This window comes from Micromonospora sp. NPDC005291 (assembly GCF_040607415.1).
Lineage (GTDB): Bacteria > Actinomycetota > Actinomycetes > Mycobacteriales > Micromonosporaceae > Micromonospora.
This window is the reverse complement of the sequence record NZ_JBEXGR010000009.1, coordinates 42,844-56,126: the sequence shown is the minus strand read 5'-3', so window position 1 is coordinate 56,126 and position 13,283 is coordinate 42,844. Positions and strand designations below refer to the sequence as shown.

Annotated in this window: 13 protein-coding genes; 3 read left to right on the top strand and 10 right to left on the bottom strand. The window is 72.0% G+C overall.

The window, feature by feature from the left end:
* Positions 1 to 5 precede the first annotated feature (5 nt).
* Entirely contained in the window at positions 6 to 2,141 is a 2,136-nt protein-coding gene (ligA, locus tag ABZT18_RS14935) for an NAD-dependent DNA ligase LigA (RefSeq protein WP_354997063.1), read from the bottom strand.
* 249 nt (positions 2,142 to 2,390) lie between these two features.
* Between ligA and ABZT18_RS14930 the strand changes: the two genes are divergently transcribed.
* Positions 2,391 to 2,936, top strand: coding sequence for a type II toxin-antitoxin system PemK/MazF family toxin (locus tag ABZT18_RS14930; RefSeq protein ID WP_354997062.1), 546 nt, complete (start codon positions 2,391 to 2,393; stop codon positions 2,934 to 2,936).
* 94 nt (positions 2,937 to 3,030) lie between these two features.
* Here ABZT18_RS14930 and ABZT18_RS14925 read toward each other — a convergent pair whose 3' ends face one another.
* The 7 genes from ABZT18_RS14925 to ABZT18_RS14895 form a co-directional block, all read right to left on the bottom strand.
* On the bottom strand, positions 3,031 to 4,041 hold the full coding sequence (locus tag ABZT18_RS14925) for an ADP-ribosylglycohydrolase family protein (protein ID WP_354997061.1): 1,011 nt from the start codon (positions 4,039 to 4,041) through the stop codon (positions 3,031 to 3,033).
* Between the two features lie 30 nt (positions 4,042 to 4,071).
* Positions 4,072 to 4,440 (bottom strand): VOC family protein, encoded by a 369-nt coding sequence (locus tag ABZT18_RS14920; protein WP_354997060.1) that lies wholly within the window; start codon positions 4,438 to 4,440, stop codon positions 4,072 to 4,074.
* Between the two features lie 36 nt (positions 4,441 to 4,476).
* Positions 4,477 to 5,481 (bottom strand): methionine synthase, encoded by a 1,005-nt coding sequence (locus tag ABZT18_RS14915; protein WP_354997059.1) that lies wholly within the window; start codon positions 5,479 to 5,481, stop codon positions 4,477 to 4,479.
* Positions 5,482 to 5,530: 49 nt separating this feature from the next.
* A complete protein-coding gene (gene mnmA, locus ABZT18_RS14910) occupies positions 5,531 to 6,604 on the bottom strand; it encodes a tRNA 2-thiouridine(34) synthase MnmA (protein WP_354997058.1) in 1,074 nt (357 codons plus the stop codon).
* A gap of 258 nt (positions 6,605 to 6,862) precedes the next feature.
* Positions 6,863 to 8,038: a cysteine desulfurase family protein gene (locus ABZT18_RS14905; RefSeq protein ID WP_354997057.1), complete on the bottom strand. Its 1,176-nt coding sequence runs from the start codon at positions 8,036 to 8,038 to the stop codon at positions 6,863 to 6,865.
* Positions 8,039 to 8,172: 134 nt separating this feature from the next.
* Positions 8,173 to 8,835 carry a class F sortase gene (locus ABZT18_RS14900; RefSeq protein ID WP_354997056.1) on the bottom strand — a complete coding sequence of 221 codons (663 nt, stop codon included), beginning with the start codon at positions 8,833 to 8,835 and terminating at the stop codon, positions 8,173 to 8,175.
* Entirely contained in the window at positions 8,832 to 9,662 is an 831-nt protein-coding gene (locus ABZT18_RS14895) for a DUF4397 domain-containing protein (RefSeq protein WP_354997055.1), read from the bottom strand. The genes ABZT18_RS14900 and ABZT18_RS14895 overlap by 4 nt, the downstream gene beginning before the upstream one ends.
* A gap of 229 nt (positions 9,663 to 9,891) precedes the next feature.
* Here ABZT18_RS14895 and ABZT18_RS14890 point away from each other — a divergent pair, with 229 nt between their 5' ends.
* Both ABZT18_RS14890 and ABZT18_RS14885 read left to right on the top strand, forming a co-directional pair.
* Positions 9,892 to 10,494 carry a sigma-70 family RNA polymerase sigma factor gene (locus ABZT18_RS14890; RefSeq protein ID WP_354997054.1) on the top strand — a complete coding sequence of 201 codons (603 nt, stop codon included), beginning with the start codon at positions 9,892 to 9,894 and terminating at the stop codon, positions 10,492 to 10,494.
* The gene (locus ABZT18_RS14885) at positions 10,448 to 11,233 is read left to right on the top strand and encodes an anti-sigma factor (protein ID WP_354997053.1); all 786 of its coding nucleotides are present in this window, start codon (positions 10,448 to 10,450) and stop codon (positions 11,231 to 11,233) included. Before ABZT18_RS14890 ends, ABZT18_RS14885 begins: the two co-directional genes overlap by 47 nt.
* 112 nt (positions 11,234 to 11,345) lie before the next feature.
* On the opposite strand, the gene ABZT18_RS14880 is transcribed toward ABZT18_RS14885, so the two are convergent.
* Together ABZT18_RS14880 and ABZT18_RS14875 are read right to left on the bottom strand one after the other, a co-directional pair.
* Positions 11,346 to 12,305 (bottom strand): electron transfer flavoprotein subunit alpha/FixB family protein, encoded by a 960-nt coding sequence (locus ABZT18_RS14880; protein WP_354997052.1) that lies wholly within the window; start codon positions 12,303 to 12,305, stop codon positions 11,346 to 11,348.
* A 14-nt stretch (positions 12,306 to 12,319) separates the two neighbouring features.
* Positions 12,320 to 13,099 carry an electron transfer flavoprotein subunit beta/FixA family protein gene (locus tag ABZT18_RS14875; protein ID WP_354997051.1) on the bottom strand — a complete coding sequence of 260 codons (780 nt, stop codon included), beginning with the start codon at positions 13,097 to 13,099 and terminating at the stop codon, positions 12,320 to 12,322.
* Positions 13,100 to 13,283 lie beyond the last annotated feature (184 nt).

Genomic DNA, 13,283 nt, shown 5'->3' with positions numbered 1-13,283 from the left:
CTGGGTCAACCACCCAGTTGGGCGACCTCCCGTGCGGCGTCCGGACCCGCGTCCAGCAGCAGCCGGAACCCGGCCTCGTCGAGCACCGGCACCTTGAGGCTGACCGCCTTGTCGGCCTTGGACCCGGGGTTGTCCCCCACGACCACGAAGCTCGTCTTCTTGGAGACCGACCCGCTGACCTTGCCGCCCCGGGTCTCCACGGCCTCGGCGGCCTGGTCCCGCGAGAAGCCGGCGAGCGTGCCGGTGACCACCAGGGTCATCCCCTGCAAGGGGCGCGGCCCCTCGTCGATCGCGTCCTCTGCCATCCGTACGCCGGCCTCGGCCCACTTGCGGACGACCGCACGGTGCCAGTCCACCGCGAACCACTCCCGGAGGCTGGCCGCGATGGTCGGCCCGACCCCGTCGACTGAGGACAGCTCCTCCTCCGTGGCCGCGTCGATGGCGTCCATCGAACGGAAGTGCCGGGCGAGCGCCCGGGCCGCGGTGGGGCCCACGTGTCGGATGGAGAGTGCCACCAGCACCCGCCACAGCTCGCGCTCCCGGGCGACCGCCAGATTGTCCAGCAACTTGACCGCGTTGCTGCCCAGGGTGCCGTCCTTGTTGACGAAGAACGGGGACCGGGACAGCTGCTCGGCGTCGAGCTGAAAAAGATCGCCCTCGTCGGTGATGATCTGCGCGTCCAGCAGCGCCCCCGCGCCCTTGTAACCGAGCACCTCGATGTCGAACGCGCCCCGGCCGGCAAGGTGGAACACCCGCTCGCGGAGCTGCGCCGGGCAGCTGTGGGTGTTGGGGCAGCGGATGTCGACGTCGCTCTCCTTGGCAGGGGCGAGCGGGGTGCCGCAGGACGGGCACGTGGTGGGCATCACGAACGGACGGGCGTCGGCGGGGCGCAGGTCGACCACCGGGCCGAGCACCTCGGGGATCACGTCACCGGCCTTGCGCAGCACCACCGTGTCGCCGATCAGCACGCCCTTACGCTCCACCTCGCGGGCGTTGTGCAGCGTGGCCTGGGCGACCGTCGAGCCCGCCACGTGCACCGGCTCCAGCACCGCGAACGGGGTGACCCGGCCGGTGCGCCCGACACCGACCTCGATGTCGAGCAGCTTGGTGGTGACCTCCTCCGGCGGGTACTTGAAGGCGATCGCCCAGCGCGGGGCGCGACTGGTCGACCCGAGCCGGCCCTGGATGGAGACCGGGTCGACCTTGACCACCACCCCGTCGATCTCGTGCTCGACGTCGTGCCGGTGCTCGGCGTAGTAGGCGATGTATTCGGCCACTCCGGCCAGATCCGGGACGACCCGCCACCGGTCGCTGGTCGGCAACCCCCACGACCTGAGCGCGGCGTACGACTCGGACTGGGCCGTGGGCTGGAACCCACGGCGGGCACCGATGCCGTGCACCACCAGGCGCAGCGGCCGGGAGGCGGTGACCCGTGGGTCCTTCTGCCGCAGGCTGCCCGCGGCGGCGTTGCGCGGGTTGGCGAACGGCGCCTTGCCCTGCTCCACCAGACCCGCGTTGAGGTCGGCGAACCCGGCGATCGGGAAGTAGATCTCGCCCCGGACCTCCAGCAGCTCGGGGATGTCCGGGAATTCGGCGGACGGGGCGAGCTGGCCGGGGACGTCTCGGATGCTGCGCACGTTGGCGGTGACGTCCTCACCGGTGCGGCCGTCACCGCGGGTGGCCGCCCGGACCAGCCGGCCGCTCTCGTAGGTCAGGTTGATCGCCAGCCCGTCGACCTTGAGCTCGCACAGGTAGGGCACCGGGCCACCGGCGTCCCGCTCGACCCGCTCGGCCCAGGCCGCCAACTCCTCGTCGGCGAACGCGTTGTCGAGCGAGAGCATGCGCTCGGCATGGGTGACCGGGGTGAAGTCGGTGGAGAACGTGCCGCCCACCCGCTGGGTCGGCGAATCCGGCGTCCGCAGTGCCGGAAACTCCTCCTCCAGTGCCTCCAGCTCGCGCAACTGCCTGTCGAACTCGGCGTCGGCGACGGTCGGCGCGTCCAGCACGTAGTAACGGTATTGATGCTCGGTCAGCTCAAGGCTGAGCGTGGCGTGCCGCTCCCGCGCCTGCGGCGTCGGCTCGGCACCGGCCGCCGCCTCCTGAGCTGGGCTGACCTGCTGACCGATCTGCTCCTCGGACACCCCGCCACCTTCGGACACGCCTGCGACCTCCCTGATCACGCTACTCCGGCACGGTATCGGGCCGGTGGGACAATCCGGCGCCCACCCGCGCCGGGAGCGACGTCCCCCGCCGGCACTAGTCGCGATCCGGAGTGCTCAAGCCCTCACCGGCGCGGTGTGTGGGTGGTGGCATGAACGGCGGCCTGGGCTGTGGCGTGCGAGGATCGCTGGACGATGCGGCCGGTGGGCCACCGAGAGGCGGAGGTACCGATGCCCGAGGCGCTGCTCTGGGCGGGGGCGATCCTGCTGGCGGTGACCGCCGGCTGGGCGTGGAACAGTTGGCGGCACCGGGTGGCCACCCGACGCTCGGGCACCCGATCGGATCGGGGTGCCACCACCCGCACCGGTGGTCGTCGCCCCGCCCCGCCACGGCCGCGTGGCGCCGACCGACCGTCCGCCAAGCCCCGACCACGCGACACCGACCGGGTGGCGGGCACGCCGGCGCCGGGTGAGATCTGGTGGGCCGATGTGCCGTACGCCGACGGCAGCGGGTCGAAGGTCCGGCCGTGTCTGGTGCTGCGCGCGGACTCCCGGGGCGCGGACGTCCTCAAGATCACCAGCCAGGACAAGAGCGACCGGGACGACCACGTACGGATTCCCACCCGGGACTGGGATCCCGACGCGGAGCACGACAGCTACCTCAGCCTGACCGAGCCGATCCACATCAGGTCGGCCGCCTTCGCCGACCGAGCCGGCCGCTGCGACGCCACCCTGTGGCAGAAGGTCCGCAGCCTGCGTCACCTGCCCACCCACTGACCGCGCTCGTCTCCAACCTCTGGCCATGAACACCCCGACCTACCGGTAACCGAGTCGATCACGCCCGGTGGCACGGCGGGTCGGCCCGGGAGGGTCAGTCCCAGGCGGCGCCGAGCGTGGCGAGCTGGTCGGCGTACTCGATGCGGTCGGCCCACCCGGATGGCCAGGCAGCCATTCCGACGGCCGCGCCCACGAACGCGCCCGCCAGGGCGGCGATCGAGTCGGAGTCGCCGGCGGTGGTCGCGCCCCGGGCCAGTGCCGCGACCGGGTCGTCGGCATGTCGTACGGCGCAGAGCAGCGCCGTGGCCAGCGCCTCCTCGGCCACCCAGCCCTCCCCGGTGGCCCGGCACGGGTCACCGCCGTCGTCCGGTTGCCGCAGAGCGTTCGTCAGTCGGCCCAACACCGCCAGGCACTCGTCCCAGCCCTGGGCGATGAACGCCTCCGGGGTGCGGGCCTCGGCACGCTGCCAGAGGTCACCCAGCCACTGCTCCCGATATAACAGGCGCTGGGCCAGCGCCCGCTCGGTGAGGACCGCGGGAAGCTCAGCCAGCGTGGCGCCCGTACGCAGCGCGAAGACCGCGTACGCGGTGAGCTCGCTGGCGGCCAGCCCGGTCGGGTGGCCGTGGGTCAACCCGGCCTGCAACTGGGCCAGCCCGGCCAGCGTGTCCAGGTCCACGTCGAGCAACCCGACCGGGGTGACCCGCATGTTGGCCCCGCACCCCTTCGACCCGACCACGGTCGCCTCCTGCCAGCGCAGCCCACGGCTCAGCTCGGCGCAGGCGCGCAGACAGGTCATCCCCGGGGCACGGTTGTTGTCGGGGCTGACCGCCCAGGCCAGGAAGCGCCGCCGCAGCAGCGGCTCCACCACCTCCGGGGTGAGCGACGGCGCCTCGTGCAGAGCCCAGCCCACCGCCAGCGCCATCTGGGTGTCGTCGGTGACCAGTGCCGGCTCGCCGGACAGCTCACGCGGGCCGGTCGGGCCGTACCGGCGCTCAATCTCGGCGACGGTCAGGAACTCGGTCGGTTTGCCCAGCGCATCACCGTAGGCGAGGCCGAAGAGCGAACCGGAGGCGCGCAGCGCAGGGTTGTGGATCACGGCGGCCATGATGCCCGGCCGCCGTGATCCACGCCAGGCTCAGTCCCAGCAGAGGCAGAACGGGTGGCCCGCCGGATCCGCGTAGACCCGGAAACCCTCGCCCTCACCGGGCAGCCGTCGCGCGCCGAGCGCGAGCGCCGCACTCTCGGCGGTCTCGATGTCGTCCACCGTCACGTCGAGGTGGAACTGCTGCGGGCGCTCCGGATCCGGCCAGGCCGGCGGCCGCAGGTTGAGCGCCCGCTGAAAGGCGAGGCGCGGCTGGTGCCCGGGCGGGCCGCCCAGCACCACCCATTCGTCGTCGTCGGAGTCACCCTCGACGAGAGGCAGGCCGAGCAGCTCGGAGTAGAACGCCGCCAGCGCACGTGGATCGGGGCAGTCGATCACCACTGAACGTAGCTGTCCAATCATGACCGTCATCCTGCCCACCGGGTACGACAGGAAACCTCAGTCCTCGGCGAACCGCCGGCCGGCGTCCCGGCAGGCGGCGAGCACCGCCCGCGCGTACTGCGGGGTGGCGCCGGCAAGACCGCAGGCCGGGGTGACCACCACCTGCTCGGCGAGCTGCCGGCGGGGAAAGCCGAGACGGTCCCAGAGCTGGCGTACCCGGTCGGCGATCTGCGCGGAGGTCGGCGCGCCACCGGCCGACGGAGGCCCGGTCGGCGCGGCCCCGGCCAGCAACCCGAGGCCGGCGTCGATCGCCTCGCCCAGCGGGTCCAGCTCGGTGACGAGGTCCAGGTCGAGGGCGACCGCGACCGCGCCGGTGGAGCGGATCAGCTCCAGCGGCACGTCCGGGGCGCAGCAGTGCACCACCGTCGGCACGCCGACCGCCTCGACGACCGTGCGCAGCAGTGCCGCCGCGTCCACCGGATCGACCGCCCGGTACGCGCCCAGCCCGCTCTCGGTCGGCACCCGCCCGGCCAGCACGGTCGGCAGGGACGGTTCGTCCAGCTGGAGCAGCACCGACGCCCGGGGCAGCCGCCGGGCAACCGCCGCGACGTGCGCGCGCAGCCCCTCGGCGAGGGAGCCGGTCAGATCGCGGACCGCGCCGGGATCGCGCAACAGGCGGCCACCGATCGGCAACTCCAGGGAGGCGGCCAGCGTGAGCGGGCCAGCGGCCTGCACCTTGATCGGCCCGGCGTACTCCTCCGCCTGCTCGGCGAGCTGGTCCAGGTCGCGCTCCATCAGGTCGCGGGCCCGGCGCAGGTCGCGCCCCGGGCGCGGGGCGACCCGCCACCGCCCGACGTACAGCTCGACGGGCAGCTCGACCAGCAGCCCGGCGCTGCGACCGATCAGGTCGGCGCCGGGGCCGCGCGCCGGCAACTCGGGCAGGTGCGGCAGCTCGGGAAGCTCACCGAGGACCACCCGCTGGGCCTCGGCGATGTCGGTGCCGGGCAGCGAACCAATTCCGGTTGCCGCGCCGGCCGGCCAGGGCCACGCCTGATCTGTCACGGCCGAAGGCTATCCCGGCGTACGCGCCGGCAGTGCGGCGACCGCGCGGTCAGCCGGTGATGGTCGCGGAGCCGAGGACCACGTCGCCGGCCGGGTCCGGCCGGTACGCCACCACAGCCTGACCGGCGGCCACACCGCGCACCGGCTGACGCAGCTCGGCGTGCAGCAGGTCGCCGTCGAGAGCGACGGTCGCCGGCACCACGGCGCCGTGCGCGCGTAGCTGCACCTCGCACTCGACCGGCGAGTCCGGAACTGGGCCGCCGGTCCAGACCGGACGAGCGGCACGGACCTCGGACACCTCCAGCGCCTCGGCGGGGCCGACGGTCACCGTGTTGGTCTTCGGCGTGATGGAGAGCACGTAGCGCGGCCGGCCGTCCGGGGCGGGCCGGTCCAGGTGCAGCCCACGACGCTGCCCCACCGTGTACGCGTACGCCCCGCTGTGACTGCCGACCACCGCGCCGGTGCTGGCGTCCACCACGTCGCCGGGCGCCTCGCCGAGCCGGCCGGCCAGGAAGCCGCGGGTGTCACCGTCGGCGATGAAGCAGATGTCGTGTGAGTCCGGCTTGTCGGCCACCGCCAGGCCACGCTCGGCGGCCTCAACGCGGACCTGCGCCTTGGTCGAGTCGCCCAGCGGGAAGATCGACCGGTCCAGCTGCTCGCGGGTGAGCACGGCCAGCACGTACGACTGGTCCTTGGCCACGTCGACGCTGCGCCGCAGCAGCCCGTCCGGGCCGAGCCGGGCGTGGTGGCCCGTCACCACCGCGTCGAAGCCCAGGGCCACCGCCCGGTCCAGCACCGCCGCGAACTTGATCTTCTCGTTGCAGCGCAGGCAGGGGTTCGGCGTACGGCCGGCGGCATACTCGGCGACGAAGTCGTCCACCACGTCCTCGTGGAACCGGTCGGCCATGTCCCAGACGTAGAACGGGATGCCGATCACGTCGGCGGCCCGTCGGGCATCCCGGGAATCCTCCAGGGTGCAGCAGCCGCGCGCGCCGGTCCGATAGGTCTGTGGATTGCGGGCCAGCGCCAGGTGCACGCCGGTCACGTCGTGCCCGGCGGTCACCGCCCGCGCCGCCGCCACGGCCGAGTCAACCCCGCCCGACATAGCCGCCAGAACCCTCACCAGCCCACTCCCCTTCCCCCACTGCCAGCCTACCTACCCACCCACCCACCCACCCCCGCCCCTCACCGCCGCCGCAGAGTGACCTCGTCCACCACAGCTGTCGTCGATCATGGAGTTGTGGTGGGTGACAAAAACCAATATTCGCCACCTTTCAGGCACCACGACTCCATGATCGACGGCGATCGGCGGCGGGGGGCGGCGGCGGGGGGGGCGGGGGCGGCGGCGGGGGCGGGGGCGCGGGGGCGGGGGGGTTCTGGGTTAGCGGGGGGTGCGGAGGGCTGCTGCTCGGCGGGCTCGGCCTACCGCTGCGGGGAGGGCCGCTATCAGGGCGTCGACGTCGGCCTGGGTGCTTGTGTGGCCCAGTGAGAAGCGCAGCGAGGAGCGGGCGCGGTCGTCGTCGGCACCCATCGCCAGCAGCACGTGCGACGGCTGCGCCACCCCCGCCGAGCAGGCCGAGCCCGTCGAGCAGGCGATGCCCTGCGCGTCGAGCAGGAGCAGCAGGGCGTCACCCTCGCAGCCCGGAAAGGAGAAGTGCGCGTTGCCGGGCAACCGGTCCACCGGGTCACCGTTGTAGATCACCTCGGGCACCGCCCGGCGAACCCGCTCGATCAGGTCGTCGCGGAGCGCGGCCACCCGGGCCGCGTACTCCTGCTGGCCCTTCACCGCCGTCTCGACGGCGACCGCGAAGGCGACGATGCCGGCGGTGTCCAGGGTGCCGGAGCGTACGTCGCGTTCCTGACCGCCGCCGTGCAGCAGCGGCGTGGCCGCAACGTCCCGGGCGAGCAGCAGCGCGCCCACCCCGGTCGGGCCGCCCAACTTGTGCCCGGTGACGGTCAGCGCGGCGACCCCGCTGGCGCCGAAGTCGACGGGCACCTGACCGACCGCCTGGACGGCGTCGGTGTGGAACGGCACGCCGTGTTCGGCGGCGACGGCGGCCAGCTCGGCGACCGGCTGGACGGTGCCCACCTCGTTGTTCGCCCACATCGTGGTGACCATGGCCACCCGCTCGGCGTGCGCGGCCAGCTCGGCGCGCAGGTCCTCCGGGTCGAGCCGACCGGCCGCGTCCACCGGCAGCCAGCCGACCTCGGCACCTTCGTGCTCCGCCAGCCAGTCGACTGCGTCCAGCACCGCGTGGTGCTCGACGGCACTGGAGACCACCCGTCGGCGGTCGGGGCCGGCTCCCCGGCGGGCCCAGAAGATGCCCTTGACCGCGAGGTTGTCACTCTCAGTGCCGCCACCGGTGAAGATCACCTCGGACGGCCGGGCGCCCAGCACCGCGGCCACCCGCTCGCGGGACTCTTCGACCCGGCGGCGGGCGCGGCGACCCGACGCGTGGAGGGAGGACGCGTTGCCGACCTCGCGGGCGGTAGCAACGTACGCCTCCAGTGCCTCATCGAGCATCGGAGTCGTCGCCGCGTGATCCAGGTAAGCCATCGCCGTTCAGCCTACGGCCGACAAGTCGGGGATCCGATGCCGGAGGGGACTCCAGCGATCCGCCGGTCTGCGGAGCAGCGCGGCCGGGGTGGGAAGAGGCTCTTCCCACCCCGGCACGACGCCGGTGGACCCGATCAGGCGGGCACCGCCGTGACGACGATGTTGTCGCGGTACTTACGGGCCTTGGCGTCGAACGGCCCACCGCAGGTGATCAGGGTCAGTCGCGGCTTGCCGTCCCGGGCGAAGTACCGGTCCAACGGGATCTTGGTCTTGATGTACTCCTCCCGGGCGATGACCCGGAACTGCCGAGCCTTGCCGTCGCTGCCGGTCGCGGTCAGGGTGTCGCCCTGGTCCAGCTCCCGTAGCCGGAAGAACGCGCCCTTGCCCTGCTTGGCGCTGTCCACGTGACCGGCGATGACCACCGAGCCGGCATCGGCCTCCAGGCCGGGACCGTACCGGTACCAGCCGATCTGGTCGACGCTCGGCGGCACCTCGAACTCGTTGGTCCGCTCGTTGATGCCCACCGCGTTGACAGTCGCGGTGACGTCGATCCCCGGGATCACCAGCCGGACCGGCGGGACGATCTCCCCGTCGGCCGGCAGGTCACCGGCGGTCACCGGGACCGACGAGTCGCCGCCGCTGGCCGGAGGGGTTGCGGTGGCGGAGGCTAGGGTGCTCGCCTCCTCCGCTCCGACGTCCTCGGCTGGCTGGGAGCCGCACGCCACCAGGGTGGCGACGGTGAGCACGGCAACGCCGGCGGCCAGGGCCGCCAGCGCGCCGCGGTTGCGCACCGTCACTTGCGACCGGTCCGCGCGGTTGCCATCCGCACCCCACCACCGAGCAGCAGGAGCACACCGGCGCCGGTGAGCATGTACCACCAGGTGTTCACGCCCGTGCCGGCCTGACCACCGTCACCGCTCGGCACGCCGTCCGGGGAGGAGTGCAGGCCGGTGATGGTCTGGGCCACCACGTCGAGGGTCTTGCCCTCGGCGGAGCCGATCGCGTAGACGATCGTCGCGGTGCCCTCCTTGAGGTTGAGGTCCGCCGGGCCGATGGCCACGGTGTCGGTGCCGGCGAGAACCACGTCCGCCTTCACGTTGCCCGCGTCGACGTCGCCCTTGGCCTCGTTCGGGTTGGTGAGACCCTTGAAGACCGGGGTGCCGCCGGCGCGCACGTCCACCGCCGGGGCGGCGGCGGTGTGCCGGACGATCAGCCGGGCCTTACCGGCGTCGACCTTCGAGACGTCGTTCACGAACGGGGTGATCTTCGGCTTGCCCTCGGCGTCGAGGTGTGCCGCGATGCTGATGTTCGCCCCGCCCGGAACAGCGGCGTTGTCGACCTTGAGGATCGCGCTGCCGATCGGCTCGCCGGGCTTGGTGAGCGCGATGTCGTAATCGCCCTCCTCCAGGTTCAGCGGGCCAGCGACATCGCCGGGCTTGAAGTTGTCCAGCGTCTTCTTGCCGTTGACGTAGACGTCGACCGGGGTGTCCGGGATGCCGTGCACGACGGAGACCTTCGACGTGGCGGCGTACGCGGGGGTCGCGGTGATCGCCCCGACGCCGGCGAAGGCCAGCGCGGCGACGGCGCCGCCCGCGGCGACCCGACGGAAGTACGAGAGCTGCATGTATTGCCTCCTGCTAGGTGGTGCTGATTCGTCAGGCTGGCTTGCAGAACGGATTACGCCGGCTGCGCGACGGGTGGATGCGTTCTCGACGCGATTTCTTTTCCGGCCCCGCCCGCATCCAGATCGGGTCCGCGAGACGAAGAGCTGGTGAGATGACATCGACCGGGAGAGTGGGGCGGAGACTGTGCCAGCTACAGTCGGGTATGCCCCATCGAAGGCGAGCCGCTCGATGACGGCCCTACGACAGGAACCGGACCCCCCGGTGGACGACCTCGACCTCCGCTTCCGCGCGGGCGACGACGTGGCGCTCCGCGAGGCGTATGACCGGTACGGCCGTGCCGTGCTCCACCTGGCCACCTCCATGCTGGCCAACCGCAGCGACGCCGAGGACGTGACCCAGGCGACATTCGTCGCCGCCTGGCTGGGCCGGGACACCTTCGACCCGGCCAAGGGATCGCTGATCGGCTGGTTGCTCGGCATCGGTCGGCGCAAGGTGATCGACCGGATGCGGGCCTCGGCGCGGGAGACCCGGGTGGTGGAGACGGTCCGGCAGCTGCCCGAGCCGGCACAGACCGGCCCCGACCCGGATCGGGTGGTGGACCGGCTCGTGATCGCCGACGAGATGGCCCGTCTCCCGGACGACCAGCGGCGCATGCTGGAGTTGGCCTTCTACGACGACCTGACACACCAGCAGATAGCCACGGTGACAGGGGTGCCGTTGGGCACCGTGAAGAGCCACATCCGGCGCGGCATGGCGAGCTTGAAACGCAGATGGGAGGTGGACGGTGCAGCACCTGGACCACGACCGGCTGGTCTTTCTGGCGCTCGGTGAGAGCGAGGCGGACAACGGGGAGAGCACCCACCTCGACACCTGCGCGCGCTGCCAGGTGGAGATGGCGACCCTCCAGCGGGTGGCTGGGCTCGGCGCGGAGACGCAGGACCTTGGTGACCTACCCGACCCGCCGGAGCACATCTGGCAGGGCATCGCGGCGGAGATCAGCGCTGCGGAGGCCCTGCCGTCGCTGACCGAGACCCGTCGGCAGCAGGTGCCTGAGCAGGCCAGCGGGACGACGGCCGAGCCGACGGTCAACCGGCTGGCTCCGGGGCGCCATTCCCGCCGGGGCCGTGGCTGGTCCCGCTGGGCGTCGGTTGCGGTGACCGCGGCAGCCGCGGCAGCGGTCGGGGTGGTGGGCACGGTCTCCGTGCTACGCCCGGACGACCCGGCACCCGCCCCGACGCAGGTGGTGGTGGCCAGCGCGCCGCTGGCGGCGTACGGATCGACGCCACCAGCGGCCAAGGGTGACGCGCGGGTTCTCCAGGACGGCCAACTGCATCTGCATGTGGCGAATCTCCCGAGCGTTCCGGGGTACTACGAGGTCTGGCTCATCAATCCGACGACGATGGACATGTTCTCGGTCGGCACCCTGGGTGGCGGTCCCGATGCTCTGCTGCCCCTACCCCCGACGGCCGACCTCAAGAGCTACTCGGTGGTCGACGTCTCCGCCGAGCAGTTCGACAACAACAGCCGCCACTCGGGCGACAGCCTGCTGAGGGGCACCCTGACGGGCTGATCGGCAGGCCGGTTCAGCTCCCCGGCCCGCCGATCAGCTCTTACGCAAAGGAGTGGCCGCCCACGTTTGGGCGGCCACTCCTTTGTCATGCGGTGCCGGCGTACCGGCAGGGTCACTTGCGCTTGCGGATCTCCTCGGCTGCCTGCGGGACGATCTTGAACAGGTCACCCACCACGCCGAAGTCGGCCAGTTCGAAGATCGGCGCCTCGCCGTCCTTGTTGACCGCGACGATGGTCTTCGAGGTCTGCATGCCGGCCCGGTGCTGGATGGCACCGGAGATGCCGAGCGCGACGTAGAGCTGCGGGGAGACCGTCTTGCCGGTCTGGCCCACCTGGAACTGGTGCGGGTAGAAGCCGGAGTCGACAGCCGCCCGGGACGCGCCGACGGCGCCGCCGAGCAGGTCGGCGAGCTCCTCGACCAGCTTGAAGTTGTCGGCGTTGCCGACGCCGCGACCGCCGGAGACGACCACGCCGGCCTCGGTCAGCTCGGGGCGGGAGCCCTTCTGCTCGGCGACGCGCTCGACGACCTTGGCCAGCTTGTCGGTGTCGGTGACCGACACCGTGAGCTGCTCGATCGCCGGGGTGGCCGCCGCTGCGGTCGGGGTGACCGAGTTGGGCCGGACGGTGACCAGCGGCAGGCCCTTGGTCACCTTGGACTTGACGATGGTGGAGCCGGCGAAGGCGATCTGGGTGGCGGTGCCGTCGGAGGCCAGGCCGACCACGTCGGTCAGGATGCCGTTGTCGAGCTTGACGGCGAGCCGGGCGGCGATCTCCTTGCCCTCCTGAGCCGACGCCAGCAGCACCGCGGCCGGCGCAACCCGCTTGACCAGCTCGGCCAGCACGGTGGCCTTGGGAGCCACCAGGTAGCCGTCGATCTCGTCACCCTCGGCGGCGTAGATCTTCTCCGCCCCGTACTCGCCCAGCTTGGCGCTCAGCGCCTCCGCGGCGCCAGCGCCGCCGAGCACCACCGCGCTCGGGGTGCCCAGCTCACGGGCGAGGGTGAGCATCTCCAGGGTGACCTTCTTGACGCCGAATTCCTTGGTGGCTTCGACGACGACGAGAACCTCAGACATGTTCAGACCCGCTCTCACACGAACTTTTCGGTGGCGAGGAACTCGACCAGCTTGACGCCGCCCTCGCCCTCATCGGTGATCTTGGCGCCGCCGGAGCGCGGCGGGCGCTTGGTGTGCTCGACGACGGCGCTGGTGGCACCATCGAAGCCCACCTCGGCGGGCGCGACACCGAGGTCGGCCAGGGAGAGCGTCTGCACCGGCTTCTTCTTGGCGGCCATGATGCCCTTGAAGGAGGGGTAGCGCGGCTCGTTGATGGTGTCCCAGACGGAGACCACGGCCGGGGTGGAGGCGGTGACCACCTCGTAGCCCTCCTCGGTCTGCCGCTCGACGGTCAGCGTGGCACCGTCGACGGTGAGCTTGCGGGCGCCGGTGAGCGCCGCGACGCCCAGCCGCTCGGCGATCATGTGCGGCAGGACCTGGACCCGGCCGTCGGTGGACTCGGCACCGCAGATCACCAGGTCGGCACCCAGCTGACCGAGCGCGGCGGCGATCACCTTCGAGGTGGCGACGGCGCAGGAGCCGTGCAGGGCGTCGTCCACCACGTGCACGGCCTTGTCCGGGCCCATGGAGAGCGCCTTGCGGATCGACTCGGTCGCCCGGTCCGGACCCATGGTCAGGATGGTGACCTCGCCACCGTGCGCCTCCTTGATCTTCAGCGCCTCCTCGATGGCGTACTCGTCCATCTCATTGATCACGTTGTTCGCCGAACCGCGGTCGACGGTGTTGTCGTCATTGCGCAGGTTGCGGTCCGCGCCCGAATCAGGCACCTGCTTGACGAGTACGACGATATTCATCGCGCTTCGACGACCCTCCTGTGTGGTGGTGCGATTCGCTCGCCCGGTATGGGCGCAGCGTCGCGCGTTGGTCGACGCCAGGTCAACCGCGGGCTGCTGTGCAGTTGCCCACGACGCAATGTTACCTGCCAGTAGGTTGCGCTCCCGAGGCCCTCAGAGTGACACAGCTCACCGGGAGGCGGCC

Bases quoted from the DNA above. Each gene is read 5' to 3' on its own strand.
- ABZT18_RS14930 (WP_354997062.1), top strand. From the start codon at position 2,391: ATGCCCGAGGCGCTGCTCTGGGCGGGGGCGATCCTGCTGGCGGTGACC.
- ABZT18_RS14925 (WP_354997061.1), bottom strand. From the start codon at position 4,041: ATGGCCGCCGTGATCCACAACCCTGCGCTGCGCGCCTCCGGTTCGCTC.
- ABZT18_RS14920 (WP_354997060.1), bottom strand. From the start codon at position 4,440: ATGATTGGACAGCTACGTTCAGTGGTGATCGACTGCCCCGATCCACGT.
- ABZT18_RS14905 (WP_354997057.1), bottom strand. From the start codon at position 8,038: ATGGCTTACCTGGATCACGCGGCGACGACTCCGATGCTCGATGAGGCA.
- ABZT18_RS14895 (WP_354997055.1), bottom strand. From the start codon at position 9,662: ATGCAGCTCTCGTACTTCCGTCGGGTCGCCGCGGGCGGCGCCGTCGCC.
- ABZT18_RS14890 (WP_354997054.1), top strand. From the start codon at position 9,892: ATGACGGCCCTACGACAGGAACCGGACCCCCCGGTGGACGACCTCGAC.
- ABZT18_RS14880 (WP_354997052.1), bottom strand. From the start codon at position 12,305: ATGTCTGAGGTTCTCGTCGTCGTCGAAGCCACCAAGGAATTCGGCGTC.
- ABZT18_RS14875 (WP_354997051.1), bottom strand. From the start codon at position 13,099: ATGAATATCGTCGTACTCGTCAAGCAGGTGCCTGATTCGGGCGCGGAC.